Annotated in this window: 16 protein-coding genes and 1 tRNA gene; 5 read left to right on the top strand and 12 right to left on the bottom strand. The window is 56.0% G+C overall.

The genetic code is table 11. From position 1 onward, the window contains the following. Positions 1-46: 46 nt before the first annotated feature. The 6 genes from RBB62_RS13175 to RBB62_RS13150 form a co-directional block, all read right to left on the bottom strand. Positions 47-122 (bottom strand) — tRNA-Ala (locus RBB62_RS13175). A 119-nt stretch (positions 123-241) separates the two neighbouring features. Next, positions 242-628: a ribosome silencing factor gene (gene rsfS / locus RBB62_RS13170; RefSeq protein ID WP_309399387.1), complete on the bottom strand. Its 387-nt coding sequence runs from the start codon at positions 626-628 to the stop codon at positions 242-244. A gap of 12 nt (positions 629-640) precedes the next feature. Further along, positions 641-1,225, bottom strand: coding sequence for a nicotinate-nucleotide adenylyltransferase (gene nadD / locus RBB62_RS13165; protein WP_309399386.1), 585 nt, complete (start codon positions 1,223-1,225; stop codon positions 641-643). Positions 1,226-1,274: 49 nt separating this feature from the next. Further along, positions 1,275-2,159 (bottom strand): ABC transporter permease, encoded by an 885-nt coding sequence (locus RBB62_RS13160; RefSeq protein WP_309399385.1) that lies wholly within the window; start codon positions 2,157-2,159, stop codon positions 1,275-1,277. Then, positions 2,156-2,851 (bottom strand): bifunctional demethylmenaquinone methyltransferase/2-methoxy-6-polyprenyl-1,4-benzoquinol methylase UbiE, encoded by a 696-nt coding sequence (gene ubiE, locus RBB62_RS13155; RefSeq protein ID WP_309399383.1) that lies wholly within the window; start codon positions 2,849-2,851, stop codon positions 2,156-2,158. The genes RBB62_RS13160 and ubiE overlap by 4 nt, the downstream gene beginning before the upstream one ends. A 102-nt stretch (positions 2,852-2,953) precedes the next feature. Then, positions 2,954-4,132, bottom strand: a complete 1,179-nt coding sequence (locus tag RBB62_RS13150) for an acyltransferase family protein (protein ID WP_309399381.1) — start codon at positions 4,130-4,132, stop codon at positions 2,954-2,956. A gap of 322 nt (positions 4,133-4,454) precedes the next feature. Here RBB62_RS13150 and RBB62_RS13145 point away from each other — a divergent pair, with 322 nt between their 5' ends. From RBB62_RS13145 to RBB62_RS13130, 4 genes are all read left to right on the top strand, one after another. Then, a complete protein-coding gene (locus tag RBB62_RS13145; RefSeq protein WP_309399380.1) occupies positions 4,455-6,209 on the top strand; it encodes a glutamine--tRNA ligase/YqeY domain fusion protein in 1,755 nt (584 codons plus the stop codon). Between the two features lie 527 nt (positions 6,210-6,736). Continuing rightward, complete coding sequence (msrB, locus tag RBB62_RS13140; protein WP_309399379.1) at positions 6,737-7,330, top strand: peptide-methionine (R)-S-oxide reductase MsrB; 594 nt, start codon at positions 6,737-6,739, stop codon at positions 7,328-7,330. Between the two features lie 534 nt (positions 7,331-7,864). Continuing rightward, complete coding sequence (locus tag RBB62_RS13135) at positions 7,865-9,487, top strand: carbon starvation CstA family protein (protein WP_309399378.1); 1,623 nt, start codon at positions 7,865-7,867, stop codon at positions 9,485-9,487. A gap of 9 nt (positions 9,488-9,496) precedes the next feature. Further along, a complete protein-coding gene (locus tag RBB62_RS13130; protein WP_309399377.1) occupies positions 9,497-10,540 on the top strand; it encodes an aldose epimerase family protein in 1,044 nt (347 codons plus the stop codon). Between the two features lie 12 nt (positions 10,541-10,552). Here the strand turns inward: RBB62_RS13130 and thiE are convergent, their stop codons facing one another. The 5 genes from thiE to accB all read right to left on the bottom strand — a co-directional run bounded on the left by thiE (position 10,553) and on the right by accB (position 14,452). Beyond that, complete coding sequence (gene thiE, locus RBB62_RS13125; protein ID WP_309399376.1) at positions 10,553-11,191, bottom strand: thiamine phosphate synthase; 639 nt, start codon at positions 11,189-11,191, stop codon at positions 10,553-10,555. A gap of 15 nt (positions 11,192-11,206) precedes the next feature. Further along, the gene (locus tag RBB62_RS13120) at positions 11,207-11,971 is read right to left on the bottom strand and encodes a hypothetical protein (RefSeq protein WP_309399375.1); all 765 of its coding nucleotides are present in this window, start codon (positions 11,969-11,971) and stop codon (positions 11,207-11,209) included. 11 nt (positions 11,972-11,982) lie between these two features. Continuing rightward, positions 11,983-12,441 (bottom strand): Asp23/Gls24 family envelope stress response protein, encoded by a 459-nt coding sequence (locus RBB62_RS13115; RefSeq protein WP_309399373.1) that lies wholly within the window; start codon positions 12,439-12,441, stop codon positions 11,983-11,985. A 103-nt stretch (positions 12,442-12,544) separates the two neighbouring features. Continuing rightward, entirely contained in the window at positions 12,545-13,924 is a 1,380-nt protein-coding gene (accC, locus tag RBB62_RS13110; RefSeq protein WP_309399372.1) for an acetyl-CoA carboxylase biotin carboxylase subunit, read from the bottom strand. Between the two features lie 63 nt (positions 13,925-13,987). Continuing rightward, positions 13,988-14,452: an acetyl-CoA carboxylase biotin carboxyl carrier protein gene (gene accB / locus RBB62_RS13105; protein WP_309399370.1), complete on the bottom strand. Its 465-nt coding sequence runs from the start codon at positions 14,450-14,452 to the stop codon at positions 13,988-13,990. Between the two features lie 678 nt (positions 14,453-15,130). Between accB and RBB62_RS13100 the strand changes: the two genes are divergently transcribed. Then, positions 15,131-15,523 (top strand): hypothetical protein, encoded by a 393-nt coding sequence (locus tag RBB62_RS13100; RefSeq protein ID WP_309399369.1) that lies wholly within the window; start codon positions 15,131-15,133, stop codon positions 15,521-15,523. Here RBB62_RS13100 and RBB62_RS13095 read toward each other — a convergent pair. Then, on the bottom strand, positions 15,487-18,270 hold the full coding sequence (locus tag RBB62_RS13095; RefSeq protein ID WP_309399367.1) for an AsmA-like C-terminal region-containing protein: 2,784 nt from the start codon (positions 18,268-18,270) through the stop codon (positions 15,487-15,489). The genes RBB62_RS13100 and RBB62_RS13095 overlap by 37 nt on opposite strands. Positions 18,271-18,311: the final 41 nt, after the last annotated feature.

The following is an 18,311-nucleotide window of genomic DNA, read 5'->3' as shown; positions in this document are numbered from 1 at the left end:
GATCCTGGGTATAAGAAAAGGAGGAAAACTGGTCACAAGAGATTAATGGTGGAGCCGATCGGGATCGAACCGACGACCTCTTGCATGCCATGCAAGCGCTCTTCCAACTGAGCTACGGCCCCTTAGCAAAGCGCATAAAAATGACGCGAGCCGGTGATTCGTCAAGGGCAAAAAAGACACTTTCGCCCAGAAAATTTTTGCGCGCAATAAATTGCGCCAGCTGGCGCATCCCAGAGTGCCGCTAGGCGGTTTTCAGGTCGGCCAGGTCGATGGTCGCGGCGTCAGCCCAGAGTTGCTCAAGGCGGTAGTTGTCGCGCATTTCGGGCGTGAAAATGTGCACCATGAAGTCGAAGGCGTCCACAACTTGCCAGCCGGTGTCGTCGCCGCTTTCCGCGCCCACAATGTGGCTCTTGGCGTCCTTGAGCGCGCGCTCGACGGAGCCGCGGAGGGCCTTGAGGTGAGGCTGGGAGTTACCGGAGGCGAGGATCAGGTAGTCCGTGACGGTCGAAATTTCGCGCACATCGAGGATCTTCAGGTCGATGGCTTTCTTATCGTCGAGTGCTTCGCAGCAGAGCGCCATGAGGGCGCGAACTTCGGGCTTGTTGGTCTTCGTATCAGTGGTCGGCATATAAAATTTTCGTTATCCTCGGTAGAGTTGATTTCTATTAATATAGTCCACGAGCGGGGGCGGCAAGAAAAAGTCGATTGGGCGTCCGGCGGCTGCGCGTTCGCGGATTTCGCTGGAGCTGCATTCGACCTGCCGCGCGCTGATCCAGCTAAGGGCGCACTCGGGGATGCTGGCTGGCGTTGTCGGCGCAAAACCCGGTCTTTTCAAGCACAGAAACCGCGCCATGTGTAACAATTCCTCAATCGAGCGCCACTGATCGAGCAGGGCAACCTGGTCGGCGCCGATGATCCAGAACAGCTCGTCGTCCGGCCAACGTTTTTTGAGGCGGCGCACGGTGTCCACGGTGTAGCTCACACCGCCGCGGTCGATTTCGTCCCGCAAAACGGTAAACTTCGGCTGCCCGGCAATGGCGAGCTCGATCATTTTTACGCGGTCTTCGGCGCTGGCGCCGGGTGCGCCGTTAGCCTTGAGCGGGGCCTGGGCGGCGGGGATAAATGCGAGCAGGTCGAGCTCCGCGCGCTCCAACGCATCCTGGGCATGCAGCAGGTGCCCATGATGGATGGGATCAAAACTACCGCCAAAAAGACCAATGCGCATGCCGCCTACTGAGGCGCCATTTCACGCCACATGCAACCCTTGCTTGCGCCTATTGACGGCTCGATTTCGGATCAAAGGCGTCGCGGAGGCCGTCGCCAATCGCGTTGAGCGAAAACAGCGTGGTCGAGAAAAACAGCGCCGGAAACAGTAGTAGCCACGGAAATTCCTCCATTGCCTGCGCGCCTTGGTTGAGCAGGTCGCCCCAACTGGTCATCGGCGCCTGTACGCCGAGTCCCAGGAAGCTGATGAACGCCTCCAGCAGCATGACGCCGGGCACGGTCAGCGTCGCGAAGACAATGATCACGCCGAAGAGGTTGGGCAGCAGGTGTTTGAAGATGATTGATTCGCTGGTCTGCCCGAGCGCGCGGGAGGCTTGCACGAACTCCCGGGTCTTCAGCTCCAGCGCTTGGCCACGCACAATGCGCGCCATCGTGAGCCATTCCACGGCACCAATCGCCACGAAGATCAGCGCGAAATTCCGCCCGAAAAACGTCAGCAGCAGGATGACAAAAATCACGAACGGCATCGCTTGGAGAATTTCCACGCCGCGCATCATGATGCGGTCCGTGGCGCCACCGCGGAGGCCGGAAATAACGCCGTAGGCGACGCCGATCAGCACCGAGACCAGCGAGGCCAGCAGACCGACCGCAAATGAAATCCGCCCGCCGACGAGGCAGCGCGCCAGCAAGTCGCGCCCCAGAATGTCCGTGCCCATGAGGTGTTCGGCCGAGGGCGGGGTCGCGCCGAGCTCAAGATTCGTCACCTCGTGGTATTTCGCGGGGAAAAAGAAGGGCCCGATCAGGCAGGCCAGGATGATCAGCGACAGCAGAATCGCGCTCGCCACGGCCAGGCGGTTTTTGCGCCAGCGCTGCCATCCATCCGACCACGGGGAGGCCGGCGCGAGGGCAGGGGAGCTGACCGCCGCATTGCTCATCGCACCGCTTCGTGGATCGCCACAATGCCAAACGTTAGCGGCACGGCGCGCACCTCGCTGAAGCCGGCTTCGCGGATCTGCGCGCTGAGCGTCTCCCGCGCGGGAAAGCCCTCGATCGAGCACGCCAGGTAGTCGTAGGCGTCTTTTTTACCGGTCACAATCGCGGCCAGCGGCGGCAAAATGCACTTCAAATATAGGTAGTAAAACGGCCGAAACCACGTGTAGGGCTGCGAAAATTCCAGGATGAACAGTCGGCCGCCGGGGCGCAGAGAGCGACGCATTTCGCGCAGGCCACGGAGGCGGTCCTCGAAGTTGCGCACGCCAAAGGCGATGGTGATGGCGTCGGTGGACTCGTCTTCGAGCGGTAGGTTCAGGCAGTCGCCAAAGCCAAAGCGGATTTGCTCGTCGCCAAACTGCTCCTTTTGCTTGGCGCGGGCTTCGTCGAGCATCGGCTCGCAAAAGTCGAGGCCAGTCAGGGAGACATCGGCGGGCAGCTTGCGGCGCAGGGCAAAGGCGACATCGCCGCTGCCGGTGGCCAGGTCGACGACCACTTGCGGCTTCGTGCGCTGGACCATTTTCACGAGCACCTTGCGCCAATAGAAATCCACGCCTCCGCTCAGCACGTGGTTCGCGGCATCATAACGATGCGCGATCTGTCCAAACATTTTGCTGATTGCGGCTCCTTCGGGCATAGCCCTTTACTAGATGCCACAGATTACCACTTTGACAATCCCACGTTTCAATTTTTGGTCTGGCGTGTCCTCTGAGGATTCATTTCGCCTTGCTCCGCCAGGTTAGGGATTTGCTGGCGGATCATTCGTGGGGAGTTCCTGAAGTGTTTGGCGTGTTTGAAATTTTTTCCATGTGAATTTGCCCAATTGGATGGATGGCAGTTCGATGAGCTTGTACATCAGGTAGGAAAGAATCAGCACGATTGGATACCAGAACAGGCCACAGACTGCCAGTAGCGCGAGCCGATGGAAATATGCACCGGGTAAAGCCCAGTTCAGCACCTGATACGTCAGGTTGAGAAATGGCTGGTGGATTAAATAAAAGCTGTAGCTGATCGTGCCGAGAAAGCTCAGGTGTCGCCAGCTCCAGCGGAAAACCAGGTTGGTCGGCAGTTGCCATTTTTCGGTCATGAGTCGTTCAATCGCAATGGCGGTGAGGAGCGCAAACCCCAGGAAAGTGAAGTGTTCAGTAGGCTTAAACAGGTTCACTGCTAAAGCAATTATCAGAACGAGATCGAAGCGCACCTGGAGTAGTCGGCTGCTTTGGTTTTTCAAGTAGCACTCGGCAAGGTAAGCGCCCAGCGCCCAACTAAACCAATATGCCAGTGGGGTGTTGAGCAACAGTGGCTCTTTTATATGGAGCAGGTCGTAGATGCTGGCAATGCTACGCAGGGCGATTTCCAGTGCTCCGGTTATCCATAATGCCCGCTTCCAATTTGGCTTTTTGGCAAAAATGAGCAAAATTGGGTAAAGGGCATACAGTTGGATTTCGATGGCGATGCTCCAGAACGACCCATTGATGCCGTATATTGTTTGGGAGTCGAAATTGTGTATGGCCAAAATGTGGGTGAGAAATTGCACCAATTTCGGTTCATCCATGCTCAGTGATCCCCAAGGCCAGGCAAAAAGAAAAATCAGCAAGGCAAAGACGTAGGGCGGGTAAATGCGGAAAAAGCGACGGGTGCTAAACGAACGCCATCCTTTTTCCCCGCTTCTTTGGTGGCTTAGGTGTATGCAGAATCCACTGATGACAAAGAATACGGCGACTCCAGTAAATCCATATGTCGCAGGAAATATGAGGAGATAGGTCTTGGAAATGCTGAAATCTCGCACCCAGCCATTCCACGGTAACTGGCCAAACTGATAGCATGCCCACAGCATATGATAGACAAACACTGCGAATATGGCAATGCCTCGCATGCCGTCCAAAAACGGCAAATGGGTTTTTTGCCTATTGTTCATCGTGTGCGTAGCTCGGAAAGTGAAAGCGCTTTTCGCTTTTCGGCTCAGGATGGATACTGGCTCATCGTTATCAAACCTAAAGGTTAATCAAAGTGCTCTAGGCCCGAATCGCAGTTTCCCCCCCCCCGGGCGTGTCAGCGCCGCCAAAGGGAGGTTGGAAAGAGTGGCTTGGCGGATCGCGAATATCCACATTCGCTTATACGCGCCGACTCATTCTAGCAAAGTTGGCTTGGTGGCGAATGTGGAAATTCGCGATCCTTCTCAACGGTACTACCTTTAAACTTTAATCTTCCTCCCAGAACCCTTAAACCATCTTTCTTTTATGTCCGAAACCGACACCCAGACTTCGAATTTTATCCGTGATATCGTCATTGCCGACCGCGAAGCCGGTCTCCACGACGGACGTGTGCAGACGCGTTTTCCGCCGGAGCCGAATGGCTATTTGCACATCGGCCACAGCAAAAGCATCTGCCTGAACTTCGGCTTGGCCGAGGAATTTGGCGGCAAGTGTAACCTGCGCTTCGATGACACCAATCCGGAAAAAGAAGAGACCGAATACGTCGAGTCGATCAAGGCCGACGTCCGCTGGTTGGGCTTTACCTGGGCCCGCGAGTGCTATGCCTCGGACTACTTTCAGCAGCTTTACGATTGGGCCGAAAAGCTCATCGAAGAGGATAAGGCCTACGTCTGCGACCTCAACGCCGAGCAAACCCGCGAATACCGAGGCACGCTGACCGAGCCCGGCAAGCCAAGCCCGTTTCGTGATCGTTCGGTGAAGGAAAACCTCGAGCTCTTCCGCGCCATGCGCGCCGGGGAATTCGAGGACGGCGCCCGCACCCTGCGCGCCAAGATCGACATGGCCAGCCCGAACCTCAACCTGCGCGACCCAGTGCTCTACCGCATCAAGCGCGCCACGCACCACCGCACCGGCGACGCCTGGCCGATCTACCCGAGCTACGACTACACGCATGGCCAAAGCGACTCCCTGGAGAACATCACGCACTCCATTTGCACGCTGGAGTTCGAGACGCACAAGCCGCTCTACAACTGGTTTATCAGCGAGCTGGGCATCTTCCCGTCCAAGCAATACGAGTTCGCGCGCCTGAATTTGAACTACACCGTCATGAGCAAGCGCAAGCTGCTCCACCTGGTCAAGGAAGGCCACGTGAGCGGTTGGGACGACCCGCGGATGCCGACCATTTCCGGCGCCCGCCGTCGCGGTGTCCCCCCCTTGGCGTTCCGTCGTTTTTGCGAAACCATCGGCGTAACGAAGTTTAACGGCATGACCGACATTGCCCTGTTTGAGCACACAATGCGCGACGTGCTCAACAGCCGCAGCCCACGCCGCATGGCTGTGCTCAACCCGCTCAAGGTCACGCTGACCAATTACCCGGAAGGCAAGGTGGAGGTCGTTGACGCGATCAACAACCCGGAAGACGAGTCGGCCGGCAGCCGCCGCATCCCGTTTGGCCGCACGCTTTACATCGACCAGGACGACTTCATGGAAGACGCGCCCAAGAAGTTCTTCCGCCTCAAGCTGGGTGGGGAAGTCCGCCTGCGCAACGCCTACGTGATCAAGTGCGAAGAGGTCATCAAGGACGAGTCCGGCACGCCAATCGAGCTGAAGTGCACCGTGGATTTCGACACCCTGGGCGCCAACCCTGTTGGCCGCAAGGTGAAGGGCGTGATCCACTGGGTCAGCGCCGCCCACGCCGTGAAGGCCGAAGTGCGCCTCTACGACCGCCTGTTTTCAGTCGAAAAGCCCGATGCTGACAAGGAGCGCAATTTCCTGGAATTCCTCAACCCCGAGTCCCTGCAAGTCATCGAAGGCATGCTGGAGCCGGAGTTAGGCAAGGACGCCGTAACTGCTTTGGAAAAGGCCGCCAGCGGCGGGCAAGTCCCCCTCCGCGAAGGCCAACACCCGCACGACGGCCCGATGCGCCCGTTCTACGCGAGCGACCTGCAAGTGCAGTTTGAGCGCGTGGGTTACTTCTGCCTGGACCCGGATTCCACGCCGCAGAAGCTGGTGTTCAACCGCACGGTGGCGCTCAAGGATTCTTGGGCCAAGCGTAAGTAGTTGTTATTCATCGCCGTAGCAAGTAGGGCAAGTAGGCTCTAATGCTAAATCATCGTAATTCCGCACTTCGTGGCGGGAACTTACCCGTATTTACATTCTTTTGACGCTAAAGGGGTTTGCCGAATGGCCCCAATTGGGCTAGTTTAAATAAGTTAATTGATCGCAGGCAAACCACCTGTGTTTGGCGTGTTCAATTAACTATTTTATAACGTACTGAATATCATTCACTAAGATGACTACTACTTCCATACAACCCGTCGTGGCTCAAGCACGGGTTCACCCTCGGAGGAAGCGTTTGATGACGACTTCTATTCCGTTTGCGGTGTTGGAGAAGCCGGTTTGTAATTCGTTTGGAGCACCTCTGGAGCAATCGGAGGTCCGTCGACGTTTTGTTGATATCTACGAGCAAGCTTCTCGCATTGTCCACCACGGCGAATGACACGTTTATTATAAAAGACAGGGGCCCAGCGGTTGCGTTGGGTCCCTTTTCTGTGTAAGGTATTGTGCACTAGCCAGACGAATGAAGCATGAAACATCTTGTTAAATACCTCGCGCCTGTCGCCATTGTCGGTGGCTTGATCATATGGAGCATCTCCAACGCCGAGTCCGAAACCCGCAAACCTGCCAAGACCGATACACCAGCCATGACCGAGAGTAACTCCGATTACCAGCGCCCGAGCGACGAAGAGTTGCGTGCACGCCTCACCCCGATGCAGTATCAGGTGGCGTGCAACGAGGGAACTGAGCCCGCCTTCCGCAATGCGTATTGGAACAACAAGGAACCGGGTATTTACGTGGACGTGATTTCCGGCAAGCCGCTCTTTGCCTCGACTGACAAGTTTGACTCCGGCACCGGTTGGCCCAGTTTCACGAAGCCCATCGAGCAGGAAGAGATTGTCGAAGTGGAGGACAATTCGCATTTCATGACCCGCGTCGAAGTTCGTTCCAAGACGGGGGATGCGCACTTGGGCCACGTGTTCCCGGATGGTCCTGGGCCCGGCGGCCTGCGTTACTGCATTAACTCGGCCTCGCTGAAATTCATCCCCGTGGCCGACCTCGAAAAGGAAGGCTACGGTGAATACGCCAAGCTCTTCGAAAAGCAACCCGCTGCGAATAAATAATTTAGAGGGGGCCTGTTGCGCTTCTGGCGTCCGGCAATGTGCGATCGGGGACCGGATTTGACGCAACGATCAGTAGCGCACAGTCAGAACAGATCATATTGGGGGTGCGTATCTGCTTCACCTTCATACCAGTAATGGCTCTCGCAATGACCATTGTCCTAGCCTGCTTTTGCCTGATCACCGAATCCAAGGCCTACGAAATCCGGGCACAATTGGAAGAACGTCGGCATGTGAATGAAAACCAGAGCATTTCAGAAAGCACAAATCCCGAGGATTTGATGACTATCGGATCTTAGAGGGCGTCTAAAAACTCAAGTGGTCTTCGCCGGAGAGCGTCTTCGAGGTCAAAATATCATTTCTTCATCTCGACGAAACTGGTTTCGCCTCGATTCAGAAGCCGGAATTTTGCCTCTCGAATACATCTCGCCGACTCGATCAGACTTTTTAGACGCCCTCTTAGAGCACCTGGGTATTTGCTGGCATTAGCGGGGTTTATGACTCAAGCTCCTGAGTTTCTCTGTTGCTCCTTTTCTGATGCTAGTAACGATTCTATTAATCTCGCTGATTGTTTTTGCTCTTGGTTATTGCCTGTATGGACGTTTTCTGTGCCGTCGATGTGAGGTGGATGATGCGCGTGAAACGCCTGCGGTAGAAAAGAACGACGGCGTGGACTACGTGCCGACTCGGGCGTCGCTGGTGTTTGGGCATCACTTTTCCTCGATTGCTGGTGCCGGCCCTATAGTCGGGCCGATCTTGGCGACGATGTATTTTGGCTGGGGGCCGACTTGGCTATGGATCCTGGTGGGCGCGCTCTTCTTTGGGGGCGTGCATGACTTCGGCAGCTTGCTGATGTCGCTTCGCTACCGTGGGCGCACGATCACAGAGATCACTAAGTCGCTGGTTGGCCCGCAGACCGGGGTGTTCTTTCGCGTTTTCCTGCTGTTGGCTTTAATCTATGTGATCATTGTTTTCTTGGATCTGACTGCGGGTACATTCGCCTCAGCGCCGTCGGTCGCAACTGCGTCAGGGTGGTTCATCATGTGCGCGGTTGCCTTTGGGCAAGTGTTACGCTGGAAGGGGCTGCCGTGGAGCGTCACGTTGATGATTTTCATTCCGCTGACATTCGTCGGATTGCTCGCCGGGCACTACTTGCCAGCTGAGGGCATTTCGAAAAGCTCCTGGCTGACGCTGATAGTTATCTACTGTTTCGTGGCCGCAGTGTTGCCGGTTAACGTGTTGCTGCAGCCGCGAGATTTCCTGAGCTCGATCTTCCTCTATGCGATGATGCTGCTCGGGATTGTGGGCCTATTATTTTCGGGGCGTACCCTGCAAGCACCGGTCTTCATCGGATTGAGTGGAGATGGCGCTAGCCCGCTATACCTGTTCCCCGTGCTGTTCATCACCGTGGCTTGTGGCGCGTGCAGTGGCTTTCACAGCTTGGTGGCCAGCGGGACGACCTCCAAGCAGGTGGAGCGCGAGAGTGACGTGAAACCTGTCGCCTACGGCGGCATGCTGGTGGAGGGCTTGCTCGCAGTGTTTGCGTTGGCGTCGATTGCGATCCTGAGCCAAGGCGATATAGAAGGCAAAAAGCCGGTTGAGATATTTGCGACGGGAGCAGCGGTCTTCATGAACTCGTTGCACATTCCGCAAGAGTGGGGGCGGGAATTTACCGCGCTGACGGTGAGCACCTTTTTGCTGACGACCCTCGACACCTGCACGAGGCTGGCGCGCTTTATTTTGTCGGAGATGTTTAGCTGGGAAGGCGGGACGGCGCGTTACCTTGGCACCTTGGGCGTGATTCTGGTTCCAGCTTTTGTTGCAGTGCAGGACTTCAACGGTGTGCCCGCCTGGCAGGCGCTTTGGCCGCTTTTTGGTGCGACCAATCAAATGATGGCGGGCCTGGCGTTGATCACATTCATCGTATTCCTGAAAGACCGCCGCATGGGCTACCGCTTCGCGTTGATCCCCGCCATCTTCATGATGATCAGCCCACTGACAGCACTGGTATTCATGGCCATGAATTTTTCTACTGAGAACTGGTTGATTCCTACTATTAGCGTCGCAATGTTCATTCTGGGCTTTTTTGTTGCCGGTATGTCGCTAAAGTTTGTTTTCTTTGACGAAACACAGCAACCCAGCTCCGCCCCTGTGAGCTGAAATCGAAAAATGTCCATTACCTCCGCCGCTTACGGCGTCCTTCCGACCGGAGAGGACGTGCAACTTTTCACGCTGACCAACGCCAACGGCCTCACGGTGACGATCACCAATTACGGCGGTATCGTTGTTTCAATCCTGACGCCCGACCGCGAAGGCAATATGGCCGATATTGCGCTGGGCAAGGCTGACCTAGCTGGCTATCTCGCGGGTCACCCGCACTTTGGCGCGATGACCGGCCGCGTAGCCGGGCGCTTAACTGCTGGCAAGTTTACCCTCGACGGCGTCGACTACCAACTCGCGCTCAACAATGGCGCAAACCACTTGCATGGCGGCCTCAAGGGCTTCGATAAGTTCCTTTGGAATGCGGAAATCGTCACCGAAGATGGTCAGGACAAGCTGCGCCTCACGCACACTGATCCGGACGGCTCCAATGGCTACCCCGGCAACCTCGAAGGCCAAGTCGATTACTCGCTGACCGATTCCAATGAGCTGGTCATCGATTACACTTTCCGCACGGACAAGGCGACGCCGCTCGTGGTCACCAACCACAGCTACTTCAATTTGAAGGGGCAGGGCGAAGGCACGATTCTCGATCACGAGATTCAGGTGCTCGCCAGCGAATACGCCGTTTGCGCGGACGACATGACGCTGCTGGACGAGAAACGTTCCGTGGAAGGTCAGCCCAATGATTTCCGCGAGCCGGCGATTATCGCGGATCGTGTGGAAGGTCTGCATCAGCATCACGGCGATGGCTACTTCCTGCCCGGCGGTCAAACTGAAGCGCCACGCCTCGTGGCCCGTGTCCGTGAGTTGCAATCCGGCCGCACCTTGGAAACGCTGACCACGGAGCCCTACCTCCAGCTTTACACCAGCGCGCAGATGGAAGAAAACGAACCCGGCAAGACGGGTTGCTACGGTCTGCACAGTGGCCTGTGTCTGGAAGCGCACGATTACTCCAACGCCGTCAATTGCCCCGAGCTGGGCAAGGGCGTACTTTATCCGGACGAGACCTTCCGCTCGACCACCATTTATCGTTTCGGCGTCGAAGCTTAGTGCTTCACGCCGCTAGACGAAAGTTGCCCGTAATTCCTGAGTCGCTGCGGCGGTGTTGTCGGCGCACAGGATATCGGACACCGCGACTAACGCTTGCGCGCCTGCCTCGATGACTTGGCAGGCGTTGCTACGTTTGACTCCGCCGATACAGAACCACGGCAGGGGGGGGCGTTGCTCTGCGACGTAGCGCACGAGCTCCAGGCCAACCGGCGTGTAGTCGGGCTTCGTGGGGGTGGCGAACACTGGGCCCACGGCAAAGTAAGTCAGCTGATTGGCCAGAGCGATGGCACCGTCGGCTTGGGCTGGCGAATGGGTCGAGAGGCCTAGGACGCGGTCAGGCCCAAGCGCTGCGCGGACTTCCTCCACGGGTGAATCGTCCTGCCCGACATGGACACCAACGCCTTCGTATTCAAGGGCGAGCTCCCAGTCGTCGTTCAATACCAGCGGCGTGCTGGACAACGCAAACAGCGGCAAAATGGACTCCAGTAGCTGGCGACGTTGATCGCGGGTGCTGCCCTTGGCGCGCAGTTGAATGACATCAGCGCCGCCATCAAGGAGGGCCTGACATTTGGAAATCCAGTTTTCCGGCACCACGTATCCCGTATCGAGGATACCGTAGACGCGGGGAGGCGTCGGCCATAGCGTGCTCATCGGAGGCAGTTCCGCTTAGGATTTCTTCTCGGGTTTGTCGTCGTTTTCAGCCAAAAGGGCAGAAAATTCGTCGTCTTCCAGAGATTCGTCGACATCCTTCTTAGGCTCTTCATCGACGATGACCGGCTTGTTCTTTTTGCCGCCAAAACCACCGAACAGACCACCCTTTTTCTTGGGCTCCTCGACCGGTGCTTCTTCAACGGGCTTGGGTTCTTCAGCCTTAGGCTCATCAACCGCGGGTGCGATCACCGGTTCGGGCTCTTGTTTGGGCTCGGGCTTGGGCTCCGCTTTGAGGGTGGGCTGAAATTCTTCTTCGAAATCAACGTCGGGGCTGCTGCCGCTTTTCTTAAAGCCGGTCGCGGTGAAGCTGACATCGCCCACGAGAATGCCGTGGGTGTCCTGGAAGATCTTGGTCACGCGGCGGCGCATCAGGTCGCGAACTTCACCAAGGCGCTGGCCTTGGTAGAGCTTGGCGCGGATGTCCACATTGATACGGCCGTGTTTCTTTTTGAAGCTGATCTTCGGCTTGCTGGCGGTTTCGACGCCGTCGCAAGCAATGCGCACCAAGTCGCGCAGGGCGGCGTTGGTGGTTTCCGCGACGCCGCTTTCATCACGAAAGACGCGGAAGTTCTTACTGGAGGTGCGCAGACGGAAGATGATGATCAGCACCAGGATGACGCCTGCGGCGCCAAGCCACCACTGCCACCACGTCGGGTTCTCGAACGAGAACGAGGCGTTGTAGAGGCTGAGGAGCCATTCCTTGATGCTATCCCAATTCATATAAATTCAGCTTAGTCTGTGTGAGGTGGGTTCCAGGTGTCTTTTTCTTCGACCTTGGCTGCGACTTCACGAACGCCGTCGATGTAAACGTCAACCTTGCTGACGTTCTTACCGGTCATTTCTTCGACTTGGTGGCGCACGTGCTGCTGGATGATTTTAGCCGTGTCGGCCAGCTTGACGCCGAAGAGCAGCTCCACGTGGATCTTAATTGCGTATTCACCGGCTTCATCTTCGATAACTTCGACGCCTTTTTCGCTTTTGCGACCGCCAAAAGTCTCCCAAATACCATCGGCTCCATCTTTCACGGAGTAAACGCCATCGACCTCCATCGTGGACATCTTGACGATGTTTGCGACCACCTGGAACGTGATTTTAATTTCGTCAACCGCGTCGCTCTCTTCGGTCGGCACGGGGATAGTGTGTTGATCCGGTTCGTCAACCGGAGCTTCGGCTTTCTTATTCGCTGGCATGTTTTTTATGGTTTATAGCCAAATGTTTACGGACAAATCGGCCTTTGTTCAATCTTTGATCGCGAAAAAAGCCGGTCGAAAAACCGGCATTTTCGCGACTGAGTTACATGGAATCGTCGATGGTGAAGACGTCCCGTGGCGTGCGGCTGAGGAACTCTTCGATATATTTGGTGGTCACATCTCCGCTGCGGAAGACCGGGTCCTTCATGACGGCGGCGCAGAACGGGATGGTGGTGCGGATGCCCCGGATCATGTATTCGTTGAGCGCACGATACATGCGGTCCATTGCGACTTCGCGGGTGCGACCGTAGACCATGAGCTTGGCCACCATGCTGTCGTAGTGCGGCGGCACGTGGTAGCCCTGGTAAACATGGGAGTCGATGCGGACGCCGTGGCCGCCGGGGGTGTAGTAGAACTTCACCTCGCCCGGGCAGGGTGCGAAATTGCGGGTCGGGTCCTCGGCGTTGATGCGGCACTCGATGCAGTGGCGGAGGATTTTGATGTCCTTCTGCTCCAGTTCGAGTTTTTCGCCGCTGGCGATGCGGATCTGACGTTTCACCAGGTCGAGGCCGGTGACTTCCTCGGTGACGCCGTGCTCCACCTGGATACGGGCGTTCATTTCGATGAAGTAGAAGTCGCCGTTCTTATCGACTAGGAACTCGACGGTACCGGCATTCTGGTAGCCACATTCTTCCGCAATGCGGACGGCTGCGGCGCCCATCTTGGCGCGGAGCTTGTCGTCGAGGTAAGGCGAGGGCGCTTCTTCGATCAGCTTCTGATAGCGGCGCTGCACGGAGCAGTCGCGTTCACCAAGGTGAAGCACCTTGCCGTGCTCGTCGGCGAGGATCTGAAACTCAATGTGGCGCGGCTCTTCGATGTATTTTTCGATGTAAACATCGCCATTGCCAAAGGCCTTCTCGGCTTCCTGGCGCGCGGTATTAAATTCCTTGGCGAAGGCCATGGCGTTGTGCGCCAGGCGCATGCCCTTACCGCCACCGCCGGCGACTGCCTTAATGATGACCGGGAAGCCGATCTCCTTGGCAATCTTGACGGCTTCCACCTCACTGCTGACGGGGCCATCACTGCCTGGAATCGTCGGCGCCTTGGCGCGCTTGGCGACTTCCTTGGCCATAGCCTTGTCCCCCATCAGGCGGATGGTTTCGGATTTGGGGCCGATGAACTTAATGTTGCAGCTTTCGCACTGTTCGGCGAATTCGGCGTTTTCCGAAAGGAAGCCAAAGCCCGGGTGAATCGCGTCCACGTCGGCAATCTCGGCGGCGCTGATGATGCGGTCGGCCTTCAGGTAGCTCTCGGAGGAGGGGGCCGGCCCGATGCAGATGGCTTCGTCAGCCAGTTGCACATGCAGGCTCTGCTCGTCGGCCTCAGAATAGACGGCGAGGGTGCGAATGTTGAGTTCGCGGCAGGCGCGCACGATGCGCAGGGCGATTTCGCCCCGATTGGCAATGAGTATCTTTTGAATCATGGATAATCGCACGCGTCGTCGGAGCCTGGGGCTGCCGCCGACGCGTTTGCAAAAGGGGTTCGTTTAGGCCTTTACCTTAAACAGGGGCTGACCGTATTCAACGGCTTGGCCGTTTTCGACGAGGATTTCCGTGATCGAGCCGGAGACTTCCGCGTTGATCTCGTTCATGACCTTCATCGCTTCGATGATGCAGACGACGGAATCCGGCTTCACCTTGGCGCCGACGTCGGCAAAGGGTTTGCTGTCCGGGCTGGCCGCGCGGTAGAACGTGCCAACCATCGGAGACTTGATGATGGTCACGCCGGGTTCGTCCTTCGGGGCGGCCGGAGCAGCGGCGGCAGCCGGCTCAGCAGCAGCAGCGGCGACGGGAGCGGGCGCTGCTGCAATCGGGGCCGCCGTAGGCACGGCGACGACTTTGCCTGAGTCGCGGCAAATCTTGAGCTTGAGGTCTTTTTCCTCAATTTCAAACGCGGTCAGGTCCGAACGTTTCATCAGTTCGACGATCTGTTTGATCTCCTTAATGTCCATAAGCAAGTTGGTGAGTGTGCGAGTAGTCCTAGTCGGCTTATTCCGGGGAATTAAAAAACGCCACAGACTAGGCTAGGCTTTGTTGATGGCGCAATGTCTATTTTTAACGTAAAAAACACCTTAAATGACCCCTTTTGCGCAAAAATCACGTTAAATCTGCACCTCGGCGGGTTTTTTCAACATTCAACCTAAGTTTTGGTGGGAATACGGCTAGGCGGAGGTTCAGTGGTCAGGCCTTTCGGATTATTTTTCGAAGTGGATCTCTGCCATGAAATCATCCACCAGCTTTTTGACGTTCGGTGATGTCATCCAGGGTGCTTTTCAATTCCCACACCTGTGTTTTCAAAAAGAACCGTAGCTGTACTGAAGCAACAACAGTGGCTGTACTTGCTGGATAACCGATGCTGTACTGGGGAAAGAACCGAGCGGTTCTTTTCCAGTTTCCTAAGTAGGCTTTTCGGCAACAACCGTATAGGCTTTGGCCAGTTTCCTACCTAGGCTTTTCCGAGTTTCCTAAGTAGGCTTTTTCAGGCCGTGGCACAGCGCTGCTATCTCCCACCGAAAATGAGGTAGCATCTTATTTCATCTTCTGCTCTGGTAGCCAAATGAACGGTTAAATGCTCTGCCGAAAATAATTGGAAGAATATTTGCATACTCGTTGTCTTAAAGTATCGAGCGATGGACAAACACTATCTAATTACCGCCAATTTGGAGAAGAAATGCATTCTTCTCAACATCTGTGACCAGATCGATGCGCAGATTGTCCGCGACATACGCGAGGAGATCGTGCCCTTGCTGGTTTTGTTTGATGAACCGGTGAGCTTGCTTATCGACCTGCGGGAATCTTCCGGCAGTCAGCTTGATGCAATTGATGAGCTGCGCGTGCTGTGGTCGCACTATGAGAAGACAACGATCGGGCAAATAATTCGCGTCTTCAAGGATGACTTCGACGACCAGGGGACGCGCATTACCGACATGTTCCATATGAAGGGCATCCGGAAAATTAATGTAACGCGAATGCAGGAGGCCATTCGCTATTGCGAGGCCTTTTCGGCGTCTACTGCAGATTGATTGCCAGACTTGATGTAGTCCGCATTCTTATCTTCGACCTTATCTTGGCCGGTGAAGATCGCTAGCGGGGCAACTGATATGTTGTAATTCGGCGAGGTCAGGGTGCCCTTCAGCTCGACTTCGAAGGTATTGGCCAGTGGGCTGAGCACGGAGAGCATTTGGCTGACAATGGGGGTTTGCACATTGCCGAAGGGGTGAACCGTGAGGCGGAAATCAAGGTTTTCGTTTTCGATGTCGAAGTTGCCATTGGCGCTGATTTCGCCCGTGGATCCGGTGATGCGGCCGTTGGGGATATAGAGGTTGCTCTGAGCGAGGGTGAAGTCCGTGCTTGCAGCGTTAAAGTTGAGTGTGCCCAGGTGCAAGCCAATCGAATAGAGGAAGCTGGACAAGCCGCCCAGCAGGTGGAGCTGCCCGAGGTTAGCTTTTGAGAGTGACAAGTTGCCCATGCCGATAAATTGATCGATGTCGGGCAGTTGGCCGTGGGTGTGGAATTTCAGGTTTACGAGCCCGGCATAGCGCTCCTCAAAGGGGCGTTGTTTATCGCCGCCCTTGGCTTGGTTGATTTTGTCCATGGCGTCTTGCTTGGCGCGGGCGACGCGGAGGAAGGGCAGCGCTTCGTAGAGTTTGTAGAGCGTGTTGTCGGTTAGGTTGATAGTTGCGCTCTTGACGTAAAGCTGGTCGTTGGGCTGGCGTTCAATGATGCTTTGCAAGGTGGCCTTTCCGCCAGCCATGCCCAGGTCACTCTGCGGAATGCGGATTTCCTTAGGCGTTAGCGCGACCACAAAGTTCCCGTGATCAAAGCGGATGTCTTGAAACTCAAAATTGCTCGGAAACAGCGCGTGGGCCTTCAGGTAAATGTCCCCCGGGTGCTCGGAGTGATCGCAGTAAACGAGGCCTGCAAGGTCCAGACGCGGTGTTTCCTTGGAGGGGAACATTTTGGCGATGGGCACGGCGTCTTCGGTCGCGAAGCTCGCACCCATGACCAGTGGCACATGAGTCTGCCCCTGGAAGGATATGTATTCCTGCTCGTTGTTCGGCAGGTATTGCCAATGCAGGTTTATTTGTGCTTCGCCAGCTGGGTCTTTCAGATGGAAGTCGAACAGGTCGAGCGTCTGCGGGGTCAGCCAAATACGGGCAGAGGCCTGGCTCACATCGTAGCCCTGATAGTGCGCGTCTTCCAGGCTGGCCTTTCCGTAGATCCGGTTTTGGGAACCGTCCACGCCAAACTTGCCGGACATCTGAATTGCGGCATGGGGTGGTTTGTCCTTAAACTGAATGCTCTCCCACAACTCATTCCACCAGTCTTCGTCGATGATGTCATTGAGCAGGTGTGGCCAGACGGTCCCAGCAGCCTGGAAGTGGTAGGCGCCTTTTTTGAAGTCCTGATAGTAGTTGCCTGATACCTGATAATCTTTGGCGTAGAGGTCTACTGAATAGAGATCGAGGGCGGTTTCGGTGATGCTGCCTTCCACGTGGGCGGCTTCGAGCTGGATGTCCTCATAGCGGACGTTGGCCAGGGTGACTGCAAATTGGGAGTTCGTGGGCTTCATGCCTGGCTCGAGCTTCACGGAAGCCTGCCAATAAGGGCGGCCTCCGACCTCGATATTTTCTGGTATGTCATCGGTGGGCAAGGCCGAACATTGCAGGATGAATTTGGGATTCCAGCGCGCGCGCATCTTGATGTGGCCGGATTCGTCCTTGGGATGAAAGTGCCCCTTGAAGGCCATCCAGTAGCGTCCGCTTTTTACCATGACATCGCCCTTCACGCGGCCTTTGCTCTCAATTTGGCTCATGTCGATGCTGGCAAATGCGCCGTCGAACGGCATCCCCCAAGCTTCAATGTTGTAGGAGTAAAATTCGGCGAATGTTGGCAAATCGCTAATGCCCTTTACGCCGTTGCTCAAACGCAGATGCGCTTCGGTGAAGCCCGTTTTTACCAAGTCTTTCCACTGGAGACTGCTCAAGGAAAGATGGCCTGGCCCTTTGGGGCGGAGAATGCCATCAGCTCCCAGGCTGGTTTTTAGCTCCAAATTGGCGGCTCCATATTTGACCTGGGTTTCCTGGTCGTAGTAGCCATCGATGAAGGCCTTGGCTGATGTCAGCAGTGGCCCGTTGCGCTCGTTGGAAATTTCCACGGTGAGAATGCAGTCTTCGAAGCGCTCAAAAAGTGCTTTGAGTTGAAACATCTCTTCGCAGGTATCGATATAGATGCCAGTAATGTCGGGCGGAGGATCACTGGGCTGGCTTTCCTCCACCCCAGGCAAGGGCGTGAAAAAGCTGCCTGAGACTTGGGCGCGCGCTTCCAGCACCTCCATGATAAAGGTGTTGATTTTCCAGTTTTGCCCCTTCCGGGAAAGATCGACATAGAGCTTGTTGATTAGCTCTTCGCGCTGGCCATTGGGGGAAATGACTGGCGGCGCATAGAAGCGGCCATTGTGCAGCGTGACTTGCGAAGGCTCGAAATCGCCCAATAGCGCGTTGACGATGCTCAGGTTGGCCTGGAGCAGGTCAGCCTCGATGATGGGATCGGAATTGCCGGTGGTGAAAATTTCCAGATCTCGGGCAGAAATGACCCCGCGTAGGTCTAGCTCCAGAGCATCAAATTTGACTTCAAGTCCATGCTTGGCGGCCTCTTCGTCAAGAAGCTTCACCACCTGCGGGGGGACGGGCGTGGTGCTGTCCCGCAGCACAAAGATGATCAGTGCAGCAAAGAGGCAAAACGACAGGACCAAGAACGTGTTTACCACGTAATGTATTCCTCGGCCAATCAGTCGGAGCCAGCGCATTG

The sequence above is a fragment of the Cerasicoccus maritimus genome (genome assembly GCA_031296935.1).
Classification (GTDB): Bacteria; Verrucomicrobiota; Verrucomicrobiia; order Opitutales; family Cerasicoccaceae; genus Cerasicoccus; species Cerasicoccus maritimus.
This window is presented reverse-complemented; position numbering and strand designations above follow the sequence as displayed.